The following is a 20,184-nucleotide window of genomic DNA, read 5'->3' as shown; positions in this document are numbered from 1 at the left end:
GGATCACTCCGCGGCTTCAACCCGGCATGGGACGCTCTCCTACCCAACAACCACAAGGGTTGTTGCCGCGTCTTCGGTGGCGTGCTTGAGCCCCGCTACATTGTCGGCGCGGAACCACTAGACCAGTGAGCTGTTACGCACTCTTTCAAGGATGGCTGCTTCTGAGCCAACCTCCTGGCTGTCTATGCGACTCCACATCCTTTCCCACTTAGCACGCGCTTGGGGACCTTAGACGACGGTCAGGGCTGTCTCCCCCTCGACGACGGAGCTTATCCCCCCGACTCACTGCTGGCATACACACGACAGGTATTCGGAGTTTGGTTGCTATTGGTACCCGGTACGGGCCCGCAAGCATCCAGTCGCTCTACCCCCTGCGCGCAATCAACCAACGCTGCACCTAAATGCATTTCGGAGAGAACCAGCTATCACGGAATTTGATTGGCCTTTCACCCCTAACCCCAGGTCATCCCCTCAGTTTTCAACCTAAGTGGGTGCGGTCCTCCACGCGGTCTTACCCGCGCTTCAACCTGCCCAGGCTAGATCATCCCGCTTCGGGTCCAGGACACGCGACTGAACAACGCCTTTTAAGACTCGCTTTCGCTACGCCTCCACCTCCACGGCTTAGGCTCGCCACATGCCACTGACTCGCAGACTCATTTTTCGATAGGCACGCCGTCACCCCACACGGGGGCTCCGACGGTTCGTAGGCGCACGGTTTCAGGAACTCTTTCACTCCCCTCCCGGGGTGCTTTTCACCTTTCCCTCACGGTACTGGTACACTATCGGTCAGACAGGTATACTCAGGCTTACCCAACGGTCTGGGCGGATTCACACGGGATTCCACGAGGCCCGCGCTACTCGGGACACAACCCGCCAGACCATGCGCGTTCGGCTACGGGGCCATCACCCTCTACGGCCCGGTATCCAACCCGGTTCGCCTCACACACGGTTTTATCACTGGCGGCCGGCGCGTCGGCACCGGCACGGCCGCTCCCACGACACCAGCGCCGCAACCCCCGACGGGTATCACACGGCACCGGTTTAGCCATCATCCGCTTTCGCTCGCCACTACTCACGGAGTATCCTTTCCTGCAGGTACTGAGATGTTTCACTTCCCTGCGTACCCCCCGCAAACATTCCTGCGGTGCCGGCCCACAACAGCCGGCGGGTTACCCCATTCGGACACCCTCGGATCAAAGCCCTGTCGGCGGCTCCCCGAGGCCTATCGCGGCCCCACACGTCCTTCATCGGTACTGCCTGCCAAGGCATCCACCATACGCCCATGGCAACAAACCCACCAACCCCCGCAAAAGGGGCCAACGGGCCCATGCCACTTGCACTGGAACACCCTACGACAACTAATCAGATCATCTAAAACACCACCCACACCCACACGGGCGTGGACGGCTTACCAAAACACTCGCGAACACAATCCACGCACCCACCCGAAAGCGGGCACGGAACGGTTCGACAAAATCAACAGTACGAACACACCCGGCACACCCCACAGGGCACACCGTTCATGCTCGCGTCCACTCTCCAGTTCTCAAACCACCACACCACACCACCCCAAGCACCCACCCCACAAGGGGCGCGGCCAGGACGGCGGGAACGGAACACCACCCCCGACAAGGGGCCTGGCGGTCCGGGAACCCAACAGCATGCACCACACCACTGTCCACCCACACCACAAGGGCGCAGGCGCCTTGACCTTTTCCCAGCCAGCAAGGGACGCCACCCGGCCAGGAAGCCGGGAAAGGAAGCATCCCCACATCGGCGCACTACCGTGCGCCCACAAAACTCCGTAGAAAGGAGGTGATCCAGCCGCACCTTCCGGTACGGCTACCTTGTTACGACTTAGTCCCAATCACGAGCCTCACCTTAGACGGCTCCCCCCAATAAGGTTAGGCCACCGTCTTCGGGTGCTGCCCACTTTCATGACTTGACGGGCGGTGTGTACAAGGCCCGGGAACGCATTCACCGCGGCGTTGCTGATCCGCGATTACTAGCGACTCCACCTTCACGCAGTCGAGTTGCAGACTGCGATCCGAACTGAGACCGGTTTTCAGGGATCCGCCCCACGTCACCGTGTCGCACCCCGTTGTACCGGCCATTGTAGCATGCGTGAAGCCCTGGACGTAAGGGGCATGATGATCTGACGTCATCCCCACCTTCCTCCGAGTTAACCCCGGCGGTCCCACGTGAGTTCCCGGCATGACCCGCTGGCAACACGCGGCGAGGGTTGCGCTCGTTGCGGGACTTAACCCAACATCTCACGACACGAGCTGACGACGACCATGCACCACCTGTGAACCGGCCCCGAAGGGAACCCACGTCTCCGCGGGCGTCCGGCACATGTCAAGCCCAGGTAAGGTTCTTCGCGTTGCATCGAATTAATCCGCATGCTCCGCCGCTTGTGCGGGCCCCCGTCAATTTCTTTGAGTTTTAGCCTTGCGGCCGTACTCCCCAGGCGGGATGCTTAACGCGTTAGCTCCGACACAGGACCCGGAAAAAGGGCCCCACATCCAGCATCCACCGTTTACGGCGTGGACTACCAGGGTATCTAATCCTGTTCGCTCCCCACGCTTTCGCTCCTCAGCGTCAGTAACGGCCCAGAGACCTGCCTTCGCCATTGGTGTTCTTCCCGATATCTACACATTCCACCGTTACACCGGGAATTCCAGTCTCCCCTACCGCACTCAAGCCCGCCCGTACCCGGCGCGGATCCACCGTTAAGCGATGGACTTTCACACCGGACGCGACGAACCGCCTACGAGCCCTTTACGCCCAATAAATCCGGATAACGCTTGCACCCTACGTATTACCGCGGCTGCTGGCACGTAGTTAGCCGGTGCTTATTCGAACAATCCACTCAACACGGCCGAAACCGTGCCTTGCCCTTGAACAAAAGCGGTTTACAACCCGAAGGCCTCCATCCCGCACGCGGCGTCGCTGCATCAGGCTTGCGCCCATTGTGCAATATTCCCCACTGCTGCCTCCCGTAGGAGTCTGGGCCGTATCTCAGTCCCAATGTGGCCGGTCGCCCTCTCAGGCCGGCTACCCGTCAACGCCTTGGTAGGCCGTTACCCCACCAACAAGCTGATAGGACGCGACCCCATCCCATGCCGCAAAAAGCCTTTCCCACACTCGCATGCGCTCATGTGGAACATCCGGCATTACCACCCGTTTCCAGGAGCTATTCCGGTGCATGGGGCAGGTCGGTCACGCATTACTCACCCGTTCGCCACTCTCACCCCGGCAGCAAGCTGCCAGGGATCCCGTTCGACTTGCATGTGTTAAGCACGCCGCCAGCGTTCATCCTGAGCCAGAATCGAACCCTCCACAAAAAACCTTCATGGAAAGCCAACAAACGGCTCTCAAAAAGAAAAAAGACGGACCATCCAATAAGGAAGGACGGTCACACAAAAACCCCGACACCCATCAAACCCCCTCGGGTACCACACGGGCGGGCATCGGACTGGCAATCAAGAACCACAAGCCACACCCACACGGATGCGACCCATGGCAAGTAGTACAGTACACACTATTGAGTTCTCAAACCACCAAACACACCCACAACCCCGACCCGGAAGAACCGGACCAGACCGCGAGCGGCAGCAAGAGAAAAACCTACACCACAACCCCCACCAACACAACCCACCGGCGTGTCGCAACCCACAAAACCCAACAACCACAATGCTTCCACCGGCGTGTCACACAACCACCACAAACACCCCTGAGCACCACACCCGGCGCGCGAACCGTTTCTCAGCACGCCCAACACACGCGGTCTTGACGTTGTCAACATATGCGGGTATGTTTACTTCTCGCCTCGGGCGGTTGGCGCAGTGGTAGCGCACTTCCCTGACACGGAAGGGGTCACAAGTTCGAATCTTGTATCGCCCACCAGGCTGCACACTGTGCATTGCCTTTGCGGACATAGCTTAGTTGGTAAAGCGCGACCTTGCCAAGGTCGAGACCGCGGGTTCGAGTCCCGTTGTCCGCTCTCTTGTTCTTACTGATTATCCGCCATTCCAGACGGTTTACGCCAATTCCCCGCGCATCGGCACATGGCAGAATTCCGGCACTTTGTACCACTTCACCGTATACCCGGCGCCGTGCGCGCAGAACACCGAATCCGGTGTATGCTCCAGATCGGCCTCGGGGTCATAGCCCGCCGCCTCTACGACCGCCTGCTCGCCATGGCATTCCCTGTATCCGCCGAACATGAGCGCCAGACGCCCTTCGCCGTGCGTATATGCGTTCACGTCCATCGCATAGTCGCGCATCTCGCTCACCGGCGCCGCGCCTTCCACCACGGCAAGGCCGTCCGCGATCTGCGGGGCCGCGCTCTCGCCGCTCATGCGCTGCACGTCGCTCAACGCGCGCCCGAGCATCTCCTGCGGAAGCTCAAGACGGAACCGGTACCACGGTTCGAGCAGCACGGCATGCCCCGTCTCGCGCGCCTCCATGAGTCCCTGCCGCACCGCGCGATAGGTCGCCTGCCGGAAATCGCCGCCTTCGGTGTGCTTCAAGTGGCCGCGCCCGCCGATGAGCGTCAGCCGCATGTCGGTGATCGGTGCGCCGATGAGCACGCCCGGATGCTCGGTCTCCTGCAGATGCTGCATGATGAGCCGCTGCCAATTGCGGTCGAGCTCGTCTTCGCTCACATCCGTGGCGAACTCCAGTCCGCTCCCCCGCGCAAGCGGCTCAAGCAGCACGTGCGTTTCCGCGTAATGGCGCAGCGGCTCAAAATGGCCCACGCCTTCGACGGGCGCGGTGATTGTCTCCGCGTACAGGATCGACCCCGGGCCGAATGAGATGTCGAGCCCGAAACGGTCGCGCATCAGCTGTTCGACAATCTCCAGCTGCACGGCGCCCATGAGCTGCACATGCGCCTCCTGCAGCCGCTCCTGCCACACCACGTGCAGCAGCGGCTCCTCATCTTCGAGCTCGCGCAGCGCCTGCAGACATGCGTGCACATCGTTGCCCCCCGGCAGCAGTGTGTAGGTGAGCACCGGCCGCAATGCCGGCTGTGCCGCATTGCGCGCCGTGCCGAGCCCTTCGCCGGGGAATGTGCGCGCGGGTCCGGTGACCGCGCACACCGTGCCCGCGGGCACCGACTCGACCGTCGTGAATTTCGCACCGGAGTAGACGCGCACCTGATCCACTTTCTCCGCGCCACCCACTTCGGGCAGCATCATCTTGGCGGTGAGCTCGCCGCCGGTCACTTTGATCCAACTCAGGCGGTTGCCCTGCCGGTCGTGCGCGATCTTGAACACGCGCGCGCCGAATTCGGCGGTATAGTGCGGCTCGCGCGTGAAATACGCAAAGCCTTCCAGAAACTCGCTGATGCCCTGCATTTTGAGCGCCGCGCCGAAATACACCGGCACAACCGCGCCATCGGCAATCATGCCGCGCACGGTGCGCACGTCAATGCCGCCTGTCTCGAGGTATTCGTCCATCGCTGCCTCGCTTTGCATCGCGAGCGCGTCGAGCTGGTCGCTCGACAGCCCATCCACCGCAGCAGTGAAGTCGATGCACGCGTCCGAACAGCGCGCGTGCAGCTGGTCGAGGATGCGCGCGCGGTCAGCTCCGGGCGCGTCCATCTTGTTGACGAACACGAACACCGGCACATGGTAACGCTGCAGCAGCCGCCACAGTGTGAGTGTATGGCCCTGCACGCCGTCGGCCGCAGACACCACAAGGATCGCGTAGTCGAGCGCCTGCAGTGTGCGCTCGGTTTCGGCGGAGAAATCGACATGGCCCGGGGTGTCGAGGATCGTGAGCTCCACATCGCCCACGCGCATCACCGCAGGCTCAGTGTAGATGGTGATGCCGCGCGCGCGTTCGATCGCGTCGGTGTCGAGGAACGCGTCGCCATGGTCCACACGGCCGAGTTTGCGCGTAGTGCCCGTGGCATACAGCAGCGCTTCGGACAGGGTGGTCTTGCCTGCATCCACATGCGCCACGATTCCCGTTACAATCCGCTTCACCGAAGTCTCCTTTCCGTGCGCAATGTGCGTCATGCCACCCCGAACACGCCACCGTGCACGGTGTAGACGAGACCGCACACACCCAACACCACGATAAGCGACAATACAACCCAGCCCCTATGCGAAAACAGCTGGCGCAGTGGCGTGCCAGGGCGGCGCTGCCGGCGCGCCACCACGAGCAGCGGCAGGCCAATCGCATACAACGCGCACGCCATCATCAGATACCGCAGCCCCGCCGAGTAGACGAGGAACAGCGAGAACAGCGTGCCCAGTATGCCGGTGGCGAGCGCACGATGGCGCGCGACCGCACTGCGGAACACGGTGCGCTCGCGTACGGCGACCTTCCACAGATACACACAGCACAACAGGTAGCAGGGCATGGCCATGACCGAGGTGATGGAAATCATGACCTCCCAGGCATCCCCGTTGACGAAGTGGCAGAGCACGAACAGCAGCTGGCAGGTGATGGCGGTCCACACGAGACCGGTGGATGGCGCGCCGAAGCGGTTGGTGGCGCGGAAGGACCGCGGATAGATGCCGTCGCGCGCGGCGTATAGCGGCATCTGGCTGATCATGATCATCCAGACGAGCCATGCGAACACCACGGAGATGATCACGCCTATGTTGACCATGATGGAACCCCACTGGCCGAAGCGCTGTTCCATGATCACCGACATCGAGGGGTTGGGCATCTGCGCCACCTGGCTGGCGGAGTATACGCCGAGCGGCAGCAGCGAAACGAGGATGTAGAGCACGAGCACGGTGAGATAACCGGCGGTTGTGGCACGGGAGACGTCGCGCGGATGGCGCGCCGAACCGGAGACCACGACTGCGCCCTCCATGCCGATGAACAGCCACAGGGTGACGAGCATGGAGTCGCTCACTTGGGCACCGATGCGGTGCACATCGAACCCAAGCGGCGTGCCTTGGGCGCTCAATCCCCAGAACCCGCGCACAAATACGCCGGTTTTGAATACGGCGGCGAGCGCCACCACGAACACGAGCACGGGGATCATCTTGCAGATGGTGCCGGCGACGTTGATGATGGCGCCTGTTTTTGTGCCCAGCGATGCCACAATGAACATGAGCCAGAGGATGAGCGACGAGGCCACGGTGGACGCGATGTTGTTGCCATTGGTGAAGGTGCCGGGCATGAAGATGTCGAGCGTGGACATGATGAGCACGCCATAGGCCACCAGTGAGAAACAGTTGCACAGCCAATACCCGTAGGCCACGAGGAAGCCGACGAAATCGCCGAACCCGGTGCGGGCATATGCGTAGAGACCGTCTTGCATATGCGGTTTGGTGTTGGTGAGCACGCGGAACGTGTTGACGATGAACCACATGCCCACGCCGGTGATCGCCCATGCCACGATCTGGCCTCCGGCGGACGCATGCTGTGCCATATTTTGCGGCAGGCTGAAGATGCCGCCGCCGACCATCGCCGACACCACAAGCGCGAACAGGCCGACGAACCCCACTGTGCTGCGCGGCCCCGCGGCCGCCGCACCGGAACCCTCCACCATCGCCGGCGCATTGGATGCGTGTTGCCCGCTGTCCGCCATCGTCAATCCACTCCTGTTGTGTGCATGCATGCCGACATCAGAGCGTAACAGATGGTTCGTTCCGCCCGGCCGGTTGTGCGGCCGGCGCAATGTGCCATGGTGTCACGCCCAACCGCGCACCGCGTAGAAGCGCAGTGTGCACAGCACGTCCACGAGGATGTCGTTGAGCGGTCCAGCGGTGTAGTCGACCATGGCGTAGGACGCATACCCGTCTTCGAGACGCCACATCGTGGCGCATGAAAACCCGTTGGCTGCCGTGCCATGGAACCGCAGCAGGGCCGCGTTCGGCGCCGCGTGTGCATCTGCGCTGTGCAGTTCGAACGCGCATGGGTCTTCCGCGCTTGCGGCCACACGCACCGGCGGTGCGATTCCGAGCTGGGATTCAGGCAGCACAATGGGCGCGATGCGCGCGATGCGCTGTTCGAGTAGATCGACAGTCACGGCAGGCGGATTGCCGACGGTGCCGATGAGGTCCTGGTAGGCGTAGGCGATGCGCCGTGCGGCTGACGCAGAAGGCGTGTCCGCGCGCATCGCCGTCAGGATGCGCTGCGACTTTGGCGCATCGGCCGCTTGCTCGATGAATGTGGCGGTCAGGCCTTCGGCGTCATAGTCGCAGTCGAGCGTGACCACGTGCCCATGGTTCGCGCGTGCTTGCATGTGCAGTCGAGCGTGGTCATCCGGACCGTCGCACAGGCGCATCAGTGCGGCGGTGAGTTCGTTTTCTGAAGGCATGCACTCCATATAACAGTATCCCGCCTCCAAACGAGGCGGGATACTGCTGCAATATAATTCCCCATGTGAATTACACGGTGTTGGGCCGTATGATTCACACGCTTATGGCTTCCTCACCAATGGGAACAATATATGGGGGAATCGATCAGCCTTCCTTGGCTTCGGCTTCGCGTTCGATGGCTTTGTCCACATTGGCTGCGGCTTTGTCAAGGTCCACGTCCGACTTGGCGTCGTGCTTGGCGGCCCTTTCGACGTCCTTGATCGCATCCTTCTCCTGATGCTCGGCCTTATGCACGTCCACATCGGCCTTAAAGTCATCGAACCTCTCTTTGAGCGTTTCGTGGGGCTTCTTTTCGTCTGCCATAACGACCACCTTTCGTGTGAGTAGTCTGTAGCCCATCTGGGCCTATCCCCCATTACACCGCATCCCGCATCTCGCCGTGCCAAGCGACGCTACAAGCGTATATTCGACCGTCATTTTTTGGCGATTCCGCATGGCATTGGCTTGCACGCCAAAACACGATGGCAACATGCATTATTCCCGTTTTCCGCGCAGCACCGAAGCCCCTATGCATACCGGACCGACGATGTTAGGTTGAATGCAGGTTGAATGCAGGTGTGCCATGCGCCCCTATTCATCAATTCAGTGTTCATCCAATCATTCGAGGTGCCATTGTGTTCCATCCCCGTTTTTCACACCCGTCCGCACACGTCACCGCCGCGGTCGCTTCCATCGCGGCGCTCGGCATGTTGCTGGCCGGCTGCGGCACCAGCGGCGGCACCGGCTCCCCCAGCGCGCAAGGCTCATCAAGCACCGCAACCACTTCGGTGATCACGGTGAACAACGTGGAACCCTCCGCCAACCTGTTGCCCGGCAACACCAACGACATGGCCGGTTGGAAGGTCGTGACACAGCTCTTCGAAGGGCTCGTCACATTCTCGGACGACGGCAAGCTGATCTACGCCAACGCCAAATCGATCACCCCGAACAGCGACGCCTCGCAATACACAATCACACTGCGCGACGGTCTGCGGTTCTCCGACGGCCAGAAGATCACCGCGCAGACCTATGCCAAGGCCTGGTCGTTCGCAGCGAACGCCGCAAACGGGCAGCTCGGCGCCGCGATCTTCTCCACCATCCAAGGCTACGAGGCGCTGCAGGACGCCAACGGCAACAAAGACGCACAGTTGAGCGGCCTCAAGGTGGTGGATGACCGCACGCTGCAGGTCACGCTCAACACACCCGACTCCTCGTTCCCTTACAAGGTGGGCGACGTGGCGTTCCTGCCGATTCCCGAAAGCGCATACTCCGATGTAAACGCGTTCGGCGAGCACCCGATCGGCAACGGCCCTTACATGCTCAAGCAGTGGGACCATGATTCGAGCATCCAGCTTGTGCCGAATCCGAAGTACACCGGACCGCGCACACCCAAGAACGGCGGCGTCACCTTTGAGCTGTACACCGACGTGCAAACCGCATACGCAGACGTGGAATCAGGCAATCTCGACGTGATCGACACCATTCCCACCTCCGCGCTCGCCACGTACCAACATGAAAGCGGCATTCAGGCCTTCAACAAGCCAGGCCCCGCGTTCCGCTCGTTCACAATCCCGCAGAGGCTCAAGCATTTCTCGGGCGAGGAGGGCCGGCTGCGCCGCGCCGCAATCAGCCATGCCGTGAACCGCGCCAACATCATCGAAAAGGTCCTCTACGGCACCGCGACGGCGGCCACCAACTTCACCGCGCCCACGATCGCCGGCTATTCCAAGAGCCTCAAGGGCGCCAACGTGCTCGACTACAACGCCGAGACCGCTAGGAAACTGTGGGACCAGGCCAATGCGATCAGCCCGTGGAGCGGCACGTTCCGCCTTGCCTACAGCGCGGACAGCGGCGACAAGCAGCGCGTGGAGGGCATCACGAACTCCATCAAGAACGCCTTGGGCATCGATGCGCATCCGTACATCATCCCCACGCAGAAAGAGCTGAGCGGCGCGATCCACGACCGCACGATCAACGCGGCGTTCCTGCAGGGCCTGCAGTCCGACTACCCATATCCGGAAGGATATCTCATGCAGGCCTACGATTCGTCAGCGGCCGACGGCAAGGGCTTGAACAACGGCGATTACAAGAGCACAGCCTTCGACAAACTGATCGATGACGCTGCGCGCCAAACCAACGTGGATGATGCGATCAGCTACTATCATCAGGCCGAGGAGGTGCTGTTCAAGGATCTGCCGGTGATCCCGCTGTGGTACGCGAATGTGACCGCGGCGGCCGGCGAGCACGTGCAGCATGTCGGATTCAATTACATGGGTGTACCGAAGTACAACGAAATCACGAAGTGATGGCATATGGGAGCAATTGCGAACGATGAGATGATCACCGCCAAAGACGGGCAACAGCATAGTTGGAAATCGGTCAAATTGCTCATCGCCACGCTGATTGTCAGCACGCTTGGCGACGGGTTCTGCGGTGTGATGATGGCGGTCGCGCTCCCGAACATCTCGGAGACCTACCATGTGAGCATCGCCACGGCCAACTGGGTGACGGTCGGCTATGCGATCGTCGCGGCCACGGCGGTGATGACCGCCGCCACCGTGCTCGCGCGCATCGGCTTGAAGAAACTGTTCTTCTAGAGCCGCGTGCTGCTCATCGTCAGTTCGCTCATTGGCCTGTTCTCCCTGAATTTTCCGATGATGCTCACGAGCCGCCTGATCCAGGCGGTCGGGTCGGGACTCATGTTCCCAACAATCAACACGGTGATCATCCGTGTGGTACCAGCCAAGATCTCGGGCCGTGTGGTGTCGCTCAACAGCGCCATCATCGGCCTGGGCATCGCGGTGGCGCCGTTGCTCAGCGGCGTATTCCTGACCTATGTGAGCCTGACGTCGATGTATGTGGTGCCGTTGGCGGTCGGCATCATCTCGATCCTCATGGGCGCGAAGTTCATGTTCGACGTCGAACCGCGCAGGCGGCACCCGATCGACACGCTGTCGATCGTGCTCTCGTTCGTGGGTCTGGCGGCGTTGATGATGGGCTTCTCCGAATTGACGCACCGCCCGCTGTTCGCCGTGCCCATGCTCATCGTCAGTGTGGCGGTGCTCGCGTGGTTCACCGTGCGCCAGTTCCATGTGGACGTGCCGCTGCTCGACCTGCACCCGATGAAGCACTTGTATGTGTCGATCGACGTGCTCATGTACATGGCGGGTGCGATGGGCCAGCAGGCCGTGTTGTTGCTGTTGCCGCTGTACTTGGAGCGCGCGTGCGATTACACGCCGTTCGTGGCCGGCTGTTTCCTGCTCATCATGACGTTGTTCTATTCGGGTTCGGTGATTGTGGGCGGCAAGACCGTGGACCGTTCCGGCATGTGGCCGGTCGTCTCGGGCGGCTTCCTGCTCATGGTGGTCGGCCTGTTCGCCACGTTCTTCGCGGCGCCCACCAAGACCGCATGGCTCGTGGTGCTCATCGGCTCCGTTGTGGTGGTCGGCGACGCGCTCATCAATGTGCCCGATAAGGATGTGGTGCTTGAGGCGCTGCCCGACAATGCCGTGCCCGACACGAGTGCGATCTTCTCGACCGGCAACCAGATTGCGGGATCGATCGGATCCGCGCTGTTCGTGGGTGTGCTTTCCGCCGACGCGCTCAGGCAGACCGCCGTTGGCATCAACCGCCATGCGGCGTATGCCAACGGTTTCCAGCATTCGATCCTCATCGCCGCGATCTTCGAAGTGGTGATGCTGCTCGTCTCGGTGTGGTACTCGCGCGAGATGGTGAGGCACGGCCGCGCCAAGATCAACCAGCCGGCATAATCTCAGCCCTCAGCCGCACTGCATGACACAGCGAACGCCGGGACCCGCATGCACGGGCCCCGGCGTTCGTCTATGCGCCGCCCTTACACGGACGGCATGGTGTTTCAGTTGTTGGCAGCCTGCTGCTGCTCTTCCACGCCCACCTCGGCCTTGAGGCGGGCCAGTTCGTCGTCCACCGACGTGGAGCCGCCGGCGAGGTACTTGTTGGCGATGTCTTCGTTGCTCGCCTGCGTGTTGAGCTCAGCCGTGGCATTGGCCTCGTTGAGCATGCGGTCGGCCTTCTCCTCCATGCGCTCGAACGCGGCGCTGTTGCGGGAGGCCCTGCTGGTCTTCTCGGTGGCTTCGTTGACGTGCTGCTGCGCGTTGGCCACGGAGACCTTGGCGTGCACCGCGGCACGGCGTGCCTGCAGGCTGTTGATGTCGTTGACGAGCTTGTCGTGCATCTGACGCATCTTCGCCGCATTGTCTTCGGCGACGGTGGCGGCGGTCTCGAGTGAAGTGAGCGTGCTCTCATACTGCTGCTTGGTGGCGAGCAGTTTGCGGGCGTCGTCGTCGTTGCCGGCCTTGACCGCGGCCTTCGCGGCCGCCTCGTACTTGGCGATGTCCGCCTTGCAGTCGTTGACCTGCTGGCGTGCGTTGGTGGCCGCGGCCATGACGCTCGCGGTCTCCTTCTTGACCGCCGCGAGGTCTTCGTTGAGATCAAGCAGCATCTGGTCGACCATCTTCGCCGGATCCTCGGCCTTGTCGAGCAACGCATTGATGTTTGCGCGCATGATGTCGCCGAATCGTTTGAGAATAGCCATGGCTATTGTCCTTTCTGTTCCTGACCAACCTGATCATTGTGATCTGCCTGATCATATTTTTCCAAAATCGGATCGCGAACCTCTTCGAGCGGTGTGGTGACCATACGTTCCACATACTGCTCGTGCTCGCGCTTGCGCTTGATGAGCATCCAGGCGACCACGGCCCCGATGGCAAGGATGCCGATCACAATGACCGCGATGATCACCCACTTGTGCACATCGTTCCTGGTTGTCGTCTTGGTCATGATGCGGTCCGCGGTCGAATCAAATGTGGCCACGATCGCATCGTCGGTCGACCGGTCGCTGAACCAGTACTCGTCAAGGTACGTCCAGAAGATCTCAGTGGCCTGGGCGTCCATGATGCTCGAGACGTGTTTGCCGTTGACAAGCGTCATGTACCCAACGTCGTTGTCCACGTCCTGCTCGGCGAAATACACAAACAGCAGCGTGTCCTCATTGTCGATGTGGTCGTCGTACCATTCGCGCGCCCATGCCTGTTTCTCATCATCGGTCTTCAGCTGCGGATTGTATTTGGCGAACAGGATGTACGGCTGTATGCCGGTCTTGTCGTAGAACACCTTGAGGCGTTTCGCCGCGGATGTGCGGTTCTCGAACCAGCCGAGCTGGTCGTCGATGCAGTTCGAATCGTACGGCAGCCCTGAATCGAGCTTGGTGCGGTTGTACGTGCTTTCCGGCACCGTCACGTTATAATCATTGCGGTTGGGCTCATTGTTCGAGCAGCTGGGCATCATGAAAATGAGCAGGAAGATGACGAGCGCGGCCAGGATGCCGATCAGTGGCATGAGTCCGGTGAGCCCTCCATTGGGCTTTTTCCCGCCGTTGTTGTTGCCTCCGAACGGCGTTTGCATGGTGGGCGGGGCCACCGGCGGCCCACCGGCCGGCGAGAACGGCCCTTGCCCCGCGCCCGGCGCACCCGTGCCGAAGGGGCCTGCCGAATATGGACCGGGCGTCTGCTGGCGGCCGTAGTTCGGCTGCTGCCCCATCGCGTCGAAGATCTCTTCAGGGAATGGCATGCTGCGACGGCCGTAGCGGTTGCGGGTGGAACGCCGCCCTGCGTTGTAGCCACCTGCCATGCCTATGCCGGCCGCCCGGAACAGATCGCCCACATCGAATCCGCCCGAGCCAGTGGACCCGCTGGACTGCGGGAATCCGGCCGAACCACCACCCCCGGCGCGCCGGCCCGAACCCGGCATGCTCGGCCGATGCCCGCTGGACATGCGTGAACCACCGTCGTGGCCGCTTGACGATCGGCCAGACCCTGAACCGGCACCAGCTCTTGGCATGTGAACATCCTAACCTCGTTGTGAGTATTAGTATCAATATAGCCGATGTGCCGGCAGGCTGCCCGGTTGTCTCATCGTTTTATTGCGCACAATGAACATGGTTGCCCTATACATGCTCAGTGTGCACGCACTCCACGCCGGCGTTTTCGCGCGGCGGCGCACCACGATCGCCACAGCGATCGCAAGCGCGAACACGGAGCCCCCCTCATCATAAGCAAAAAATAATCCTGATTTTTCCCTCTGCAGGTGAACGAAAAATGACGCCGGTGCGTCGCACTTTTTTCGTGCGTCGCACCGGCGTCATCGAGCCCTGTGGGCAGGTGGTCAGTGGATCACGCCTTGGCCACATGCACCCCGAGGGCGTCGCCTTGCTCAACCTGCATCGACGTGGACAGCGTCTCCGAGCAGATCAGGTCGCGGAACTGCTCCACCTTCGGCAGGTCACCGGAAGGCACCGTGAGCGTGAGCGCGATGCGGTCGGACACCTCGAGGCCGGCCTCCTTGCGCGCATCCTGCACAGCGCGGACCACGTCTCGCGCATAGCCTTCGGCAATCAGGTCACCGGTGAGCTCCAAATCGAGGATCACGAACCCGCCGCTCGGCAGGATTGCCGAGACGGAGTCGCGCCGTGCCGTGACGTCCGCTTCCTCCACACGCCGGGTGATGTCGTATTCGTCGCCCTGCAGCGTGATCGTGCCGTTCGGCGTCTCGATGACCGGATCGCCCGTGGCCGGGTCCGTATGCCAGTCCCCGCTCTTGGAGGCCTTGATCGCGAACTGCACCTGCTTGCCCAGACGCGGGCCTGCGGCGCGCGCATTGACCTTGAGTTCGTCAATGATCTTGAGCCCGTGGTCCGCGGCCTCATCGAGCGTGGAGTATTCCACATCCTTGATGTTGAGTTCGCTCTTGAGCAGCGCATCGTAGCCATCCACCTGCGACGGCTCGTCCACCACCACGGTGAGCTTGGCGAGCGGCTGGCGCACACGCATCTTCTTCGCCTTGCGCAGTGATAGCGTGGCGGAAACGACTTCGCGCACCTTGTCCATCGCGGCCACCAGATCGCCGTCCTCCACGAGCACACGGCCCAGCGCGGTGTCTTCACCGGTCTCGGGGTCGGTCAGATACGGCCAGTCACCCAGATGCACGGAATCACCGCCGGTCAGGCCGCGCCACACCGTCTCCGCCTCCATCGGGGCCAGCGGGGCGAGCACGCGCATGAACGCCTCGAGCACGGTGTACAGCGTGTTGAACGCGTTCTCGTCCTCATTCCAGAACCGGTCGCGCGTGTTGCGGATATACCAGTTGGTGAGCATGTCGATGAAGTCGGAGACCTCGTCGCACGCGTCGGAGATCTCAAACGCGTCCATATGCGCGCTCACCTGTGCGATGAGCTTGCGCGTGCGGGCGAGCAGATAGCGGTCCATCTGCGGCAGGCCCGGCACCTCATCCGCGGTCAGTTCGCGCGCGTCGTAGCCCTGCCCGTTGTTCGCGGCGTTCGCATACAACGTGAAGAAGTAGTACGAGCTCCACACGGGCAGCATGATCTGGCGCACCGTGTCACGGATGCCCTCGGACGTGACGATGAGATTGCCGCCGCGCAGGATCGGCGAGCTCATCAGGAACCAGCGCATCGCGTCGGAACCATACTTGTCGAACACGCCGTTGACGTCGGGGTAATTGCGCAGGTGCTTGCTCATCTTCTGGCCGTCGTCACCGAGCACAATGCCGTGACAGATCACGTTCTTGAACGCCGGCTTGTCGAACAGCGCGGTCGCCATGACGTGTAGCAGGTAGAACCAGCCACGTGTCTGGCCGATGTATTCGACGATGAAGTCGGACGGGAAGTGCTGTTCGAAATACTCCTTGTTCTCGAACGGGTAATGGTACTGGGCGAACGGCATCGAACCGGACTCGAACCAGCAGTCCAGCACGTCGGAGATGCGGTGCATCGTCGACTTGCCGGTCGGGTCGTCGGGGTTCGGACGCGTCAGCTCGTCGATATACGGGCGATGCATGTTGATGTTGCCCTCGTGGTCACGCGGGTAGTCACCGAAATCAGCCTTGAGCTCGTCAAGCGAACCGTAGACGTCGACGCGCGGATACTTCGGGTCGTCGCTCACCCACACCGGGATCGGCGAACCCCAGAAGCGGTTGCGCGAAATCGACCAGTCGCGGGCATTGGAAAGCCACTTGCCGAACTGGCCGTCCTTGACGTTGTCCGGGATCCAGTTGATCTTCTGGTTGAGCTCGAGCAGGCGCGGCTTGATCTTCGTCACCGAAACGAACCAGCTGGAGACCGGCTTGTAGATGAGCGGCGTGCCGCAGCGCCAGCAGTGCGGGTAGGAGTGCACGTAGCTCTTCTCCTGGAACAGCAGCGCGCGCTGATCTTCGGGCATCTGCGCGAGCGGGCCGTCGCCGGCGCGCAGATTGCGCAAGATCGGCAGGTTCGCGTCGAACACAAACATGCCTTCGTAATCCGGGCACAGTGATGTGAATCGACAGCCGGAGTCGAGCACGTCCACGCTCGTGATGTCATGGGCGTTGAGCGTGTTCATATCGTCTTCGCCATACGGCGCCTGATGCACCAAGCCGGTGCCTTCCGCAGTGTCGACGTAGTCGGCGGTCAGGATCTGGTAGGCGTTCGGACCCGGTGTGCCGCCTTCCGCCGTTGCCTGTTCGGACGCGAAATACGGGAAGACCGGGTAGTAGCGCCAGCCCACCATGTCGGAGCCCTTGAGCTCACGCACCACCTCATAGTCCTCGCCGAGCTCCTTGTTGTAGGAGCCGAGCAGGGCCTTGGCGAAGTAGAATTTCTTGCCGGCGAACTTGCCTTCCTTGGGGCGCACCTCCACATAGTCGATGTCTGCGCCCACCACAATCGCGAAGTTCGTGGGCACGGTCCACGGCGTGGTGGTCCAGAACACCGCATAGGCGTCGTCTTCGTCGCGCAGCTTCACCGCGACCGATACGGTCGTGTCCTGACGGTCCTGGTACACGTCGGCGTCCATGCGCAACTCGTGCGCGGACAGCGGCGTCTGGTCCTTCGGGCAGTACGGCAGCACGCGGTAGCCCTTGTATGCCAAGCCTTTCTCGTACAGCGTCTTGAACGCCCACATGACCGACTCCATGTACGGGATGTCGAGTGTCTTGTAGCCGTGTTCGAAATCGACCCAGCGCGCCTGGCGGTGCACATAGTCACGCCATTCGTTCACATATTTGAGCACGGAGGCACGGCAGGCGTCGTTGAATTTGTCGATGCCCATCTGCTCGATCTGGTCGACCGAGTCGATGCCGAGTTCCTTCTGCGCTTCGAGTTCGGCGGGCAGGCCGTGCGTGTCCCAGCCGAACACTCGGTTGACTCGGCGGCCCTTCATGGTCTGGTAGCGCGGCACCACATCCTTGGCATAGCCGGTGAGCAGATGGCCGTAGTGCGGCAGGCCGTTGGCGAAGGGCGGCCCGTCGAAGAACACGAACTCATTCGAGCTGTGCTCGCCGCTGGGGTTTTCGTCGATGGATTTCTGGAAGGTGCCGTTGGTGTCCCAATAACGCAGCACATCTTGTTCGAGCTGCGGGAAGTCGGGATTCGGCGCGACGTTCGCGCTTTGTTCGCCGACCGATGCCTTGGGATACACGTGCTGTGGTGTTTCGCTCACCATTGCTCCTCATCTTGCAGGATCTGTCTTTTCCTGCGAGGACGATGGCTCCGGGCGGATTGCTTGCCAACCCCCGCGCCACCGCGGTACCACCTCGCTTGCCACGCGCGCGTGCATGCACACGTGACCGCTTGTGTTCGGCTGTACGGGCCGACCCCGTCGGTTCTACTGGGTCGGGCGGCGCGCCGCCCGGCTGTTCTTCCGAAGGCTCCCCGCTGATGACGGATCACTGCCTGGTTTCGTGCGCCACTATACCAGCAACGCGGGAACGAATGCGACCCGAAACACGAATGACCCACCCCGGCACGCCTTCCGTTTGACTCACACACCCTCGCGCATGCGGCGTGGTGTGCCTTGGGGAACGGGGCGGCTCGATGGGCGGGCCATTTCAGGGGAACACGAATGATGGTTGGTCTGGTGTTCGCGGCACTATGTGCCATCGGTCACTCGGGGACTTCCATGTACTGCCAGGTGTCCGCGGACTCGAACAGCAGGTCTTTCTCGTTCTGTTCGGCGACCTTGTGCTTGTGGGCGGTTGCACAACCCTCGGCGTCCACTTCCGGCTCGCCGGTTGCCGGATCGGCCTGCGGCTTGTCCGTTTCGCTGACCACCTCTTGAAGTTCTTCGACTTGTGCGGCGTCGAGTCCCTCGAGTCCTTCCGCTTTCTTGGGTTCGGTTTCTGCCATAGGGCGCCTCCTTAACAATCGACTCTCGTCGTCGATGACGATATGCTCACTATAGCTTCCTTTCGGGTTCCACACGCGCAGTATCTCACGTCTTTCCCAATCAGCACAACACCATAAGCGCTTCAGTTACTTGCGTCATCGGTGAGGTAGAAATCGCGCAGTGCACGCAGGTCGGCCTCACTGAGCCCAATCGCCGTACGCAGGTAGCCGACGGGGCCGCCGAACGATGCAGTGGCGTCGATATACGTCTGGAAATAGAGCGGCGAGGCGACGAGGAACTCGTCGATGTCCGCATGAGCCTTGGGGCCGAGCAGTGCTTCGAAGGTGTCGACGAACGCCGACATTTCCGTGGACATGTAGAGGTTGGTCTGCAGGTAATCGTCGCGGATCACGTCTTCAGGCACTTCCAGCGCGGCCAGAATGAGTGCCGCCGCGATGCCGGTGCGATCCTTGCCCTGTGTGCAGTGGAACAGGTAGCCGCCCGGCTCGTCGATGAGCAGGCGGAACATCCGCTTCCAGCACGCAACCGCGGCGTCGTCGAGCACGAGGCGCGGGTAGAGATCCTCGATGAACGTGCCCGGGCGGGTGACGATGTCGCGCAGCTGCAAACGCAGCGCCTTCGTCTCGCGGAACGTGGGCAGTGCGTAGAACGACCAATCCTCGAGCAGGCGGTCTGGCTTCAGGTCGCGTTCGGGATCGGTGCGCAAATCGATGACGTTCGAGATGCCCCTATGCGCCAGCGTCTCCAGGTCGTCATGGCGCGCATCGTGCAGGTTCGCCGAGCGCACCAGCAGTCCCGGGCGCACCATGCGCCCTTGCTCCGTGTGGATGCCGCCCAGATCGCGGCAGTTCTCCACGGTGGGCAACGGCAGTTTGCGTGACACTACGCGCATAGGGCTCCTCTCAGGTGGGTCAGCGACTCACTTGTCTTCGAGATACGGGTCTTCCCACTGGTTTTCGTTGTCGGTCTCCTCGGGGCGGTCGATTGCGAGCTCCTCGCGTTGCGCCGCATCCTGCTTGGCTTCCTTGGAGGCATCGCTCACACCCACCTCGTTTTCCGGAATGTCCTCATTCGGCTTGCCGGTGATCGGGTCGGTGTACGGATGGTCAGTGTCGCTGACAATCTGCTCCATCTGCTTGACCTGATCGGCGCTCACCGCGCCAAGGCCTTCGTGTGTGTTGGTGTCTGGAATGTTCTGTTGCTCTGCCATGATGGCTCCAATCTCGAGAGCGGCGCGGGTGCGTGTCGCACCCGCTTCCTATCCCCCCACTATAGCCTCGTACAAAAGGGGCGCCCGGCGGACTTTGCCCAGTGGGGAACATGCGTGCGGGCCCAGCGTATAAGGAAGCCCCTTGCCTATGTGCGGCAAGGGGCTTCGTTGTTTTGCTTCAATGTCTTTTCAGCAGGCTCATCAGTATTTTTCCGCAGTGTGGGCGGATGGTTTTCCCCGGTCTCGTCATCATGCAGTCAGTGATGTGAGATGAGGAAAGGCACCGGTTCGCACTGCCTGTAGATTCCCGGGTTGCAACGACGTTTTCCGGTCCGGTGGCTGCCGGACCCTTCTCGGGAAGGAAAGGACAGTGGCGATTCCGATGCCCATCCAGCAAGATATCAGAAGACTCGACCGTCAGGGA

Annotated in this window: 13 protein-coding genes, 2 tRNA genes and 2 rRNA genes; 5 read left to right on the top strand and 12 right to left on the bottom strand. The window is 61.6% G+C overall.

Going from position 1 to position 20,184, the window contains the following annotated elements; translation table 11 throughout:
• Together BPSG_RS07455 and BPSG_RS07450 are read right to left on the bottom strand one after the other, a co-directional pair.
• Positions 1 to 1,296: ribosomal RNA gene (locus tag BPSG_RS07455) — 23S ribosomal RNA — on the bottom strand; the annotation flags it as partial.
• Positions 1,297 to 1,808: 512 nt separating this feature from the next.
• Positions 1,809 to 3,347 (bottom strand): 16S ribosomal RNA (locus tag BPSG_RS07450).
• 487 nt (positions 3,348 to 3,834) lie between these two features.
• On the opposite strand from BPSG_RS07450, the gene BPSG_RS07445 reads away from it, so the two are divergent.
• Positions 3,835 to 3,909: transfer RNA gene (locus tag BPSG_RS07445), tRNA-Val, on the top strand.
• A gap of 24 nt (positions 3,910 to 3,933) precedes the next feature.
• Positions 3,934 to 4,006, top strand: a tRNA-Gly gene (locus BPSG_RS07440).
• A gap of 37 nt (positions 4,007 to 4,043) precedes the next feature.
• Here BPSG_RS07440 and BPSG_RS07435 read toward each other — a convergent pair.
• The 4 genes from BPSG_RS07435 to BPSG_RS07420 all read right to left on the bottom strand — a co-directional run bounded on the left by BPSG_RS07435 (position 4,044) and on the right by BPSG_RS07420 (position 8,657).
• Positions 4,044 to 5,996 carry an elongation factor G gene (locus BPSG_RS07435; protein WP_026644211.1) on the bottom strand — a complete coding sequence of 651 codons (1,953 nt, stop codon included), beginning with the start codon at positions 5,994 to 5,996 and terminating at the stop codon, positions 4,044 to 4,046.
• 29 nt (positions 5,997 to 6,025) lie between these two features.
• Complete coding sequence (locus BPSG_RS07430) at positions 6,026 to 7,591, bottom strand: basic amino acid/polyamine antiporter (RefSeq protein WP_236822965.1); 1,566 nt, start codon at positions 7,589 to 7,591, stop codon at positions 6,026 to 6,028.
• Between the two features lie 72 nt (positions 7,592 to 7,663).
• On the bottom strand, positions 7,664 to 8,293 hold the full coding sequence (locus tag BPSG_RS07425; RefSeq protein ID WP_026644213.1) for a hypothetical protein: 630 nt from the start codon (positions 8,291 to 8,293) through the stop codon (positions 7,664 to 7,666).
• 145 nt (positions 8,294 to 8,438) lie between these two features.
• Positions 8,439 to 8,657 carry a hypothetical protein gene (locus BPSG_RS07420; RefSeq protein WP_004218185.1) on the bottom strand — a complete coding sequence of 73 codons (219 nt, stop codon included), beginning with the start codon at positions 8,655 to 8,657 and terminating at the stop codon, positions 8,439 to 8,441.
• A 311-nt stretch (positions 8,658 to 8,968) separates the two neighbouring features.
• Between BPSG_RS07420 and BPSG_RS07415 the strand changes: the two genes are divergently transcribed.
• The 3 genes from BPSG_RS07415 to BPSG_RS07410 are packed head-to-tail and all read left to right on the top strand — an operon-like array spanning position 8,969 to position 12,103.
• Positions 8,969 to 10,639 carry a peptide ABC transporter substrate-binding protein gene (locus BPSG_RS07415; RefSeq protein WP_026644214.1) on the top strand — a complete coding sequence of 557 codons (1,671 nt, stop codon included), beginning with the start codon at positions 8,969 to 8,971 and terminating at the stop codon, positions 10,637 to 10,639.
• 6 nt (positions 10,640 to 10,645) lie between these two features.
• A complete protein-coding gene (locus BPSG_RS08890) occupies positions 10,646 to 10,930 on the top strand; it encodes a hypothetical protein (protein WP_236822964.1) in 285 nt (94 codons plus the stop codon).
• 6 nt (positions 10,931 to 10,936) lie between these two features.
• Positions 10,937 to 12,103, top strand: coding sequence for an MFS transporter (locus BPSG_RS07410; protein ID WP_236822963.1), 1,167 nt, complete (start codon positions 10,937 to 10,939; stop codon positions 12,101 to 12,103).
• Between the two features lie 104 nt (positions 12,104 to 12,207).
• Here BPSG_RS07410 and BPSG_RS07405 read toward each other — a convergent pair whose 3' ends face one another.
• From BPSG_RS07405 to BPSG_RS07380, 6 genes are all read right to left on the bottom strand, one after another.
• Positions 12,208 to 12,906 carry a PspA/IM30 family protein gene (locus BPSG_RS07405; protein ID WP_026644215.1) on the bottom strand — a complete coding sequence of 233 codons (699 nt, stop codon included), beginning with the start codon at positions 12,904 to 12,906 and terminating at the stop codon, positions 12,208 to 12,210.
• 2 nt (positions 12,907 to 12,908) lie between these two features.
• Positions 12,909 to 14,144 (bottom strand): hypothetical protein, encoded by a 1,236-nt coding sequence (locus BPSG_RS07400; RefSeq protein ID WP_026644216.1) that lies wholly within the window; start codon positions 14,142 to 14,144, stop codon positions 12,909 to 12,911.
• Between the two features lie 398 nt (positions 14,145 to 14,542).
• Positions 14,543 to 17,863 (bottom strand): mupirocin-resistant isoleucine--tRNA ligase, encoded by a 3,321-nt coding sequence (ileS, locus tag BPSG_RS07395; protein WP_269146819.1) that lies wholly within the window; start codon positions 17,861 to 17,863, stop codon positions 14,543 to 14,545.
• A 443-nt stretch (positions 17,864 to 18,306) separates the two neighbouring features.
• A complete protein-coding gene (locus BPSG_RS07390; protein ID WP_033502397.1) occupies positions 18,307 to 18,549 on the bottom strand; it encodes a hypothetical protein in 243 nt (80 codons plus the stop codon).
• 122 nt (positions 18,550 to 18,671) lie between these two features.
• Positions 18,672 to 19,442 (bottom strand): tyrosine-protein phosphatase, encoded by a 771-nt coding sequence (locus BPSG_RS07385; protein ID WP_026644218.1) that lies wholly within the window; start codon positions 19,440 to 19,442, stop codon positions 18,672 to 18,674.
• 27 nt (positions 19,443 to 19,469) lie between these two features.
• Positions 19,470 to 19,760 (bottom strand): hypothetical protein, encoded by a 291-nt coding sequence (locus tag BPSG_RS07380; RefSeq protein WP_004218197.1) that lies wholly within the window; start codon positions 19,758 to 19,760, stop codon positions 19,470 to 19,472.
• Positions 19,761 to 20,184 lie beyond the last annotated feature (424 nt).

The organism is Bifidobacterium pseudolongum subsp. globosum (assembly GCF_000741295.1).
GTDB lineage: Bacteria > Actinomycetota > Actinomycetes > Actinomycetales > Bifidobacteriaceae > Bifidobacterium > Bifidobacterium globosum.
The sequence above is the reverse complement of the archived record's forward strand: the minus strand, read 5'-3'. Positions and strand labels throughout refer to the sequence as shown.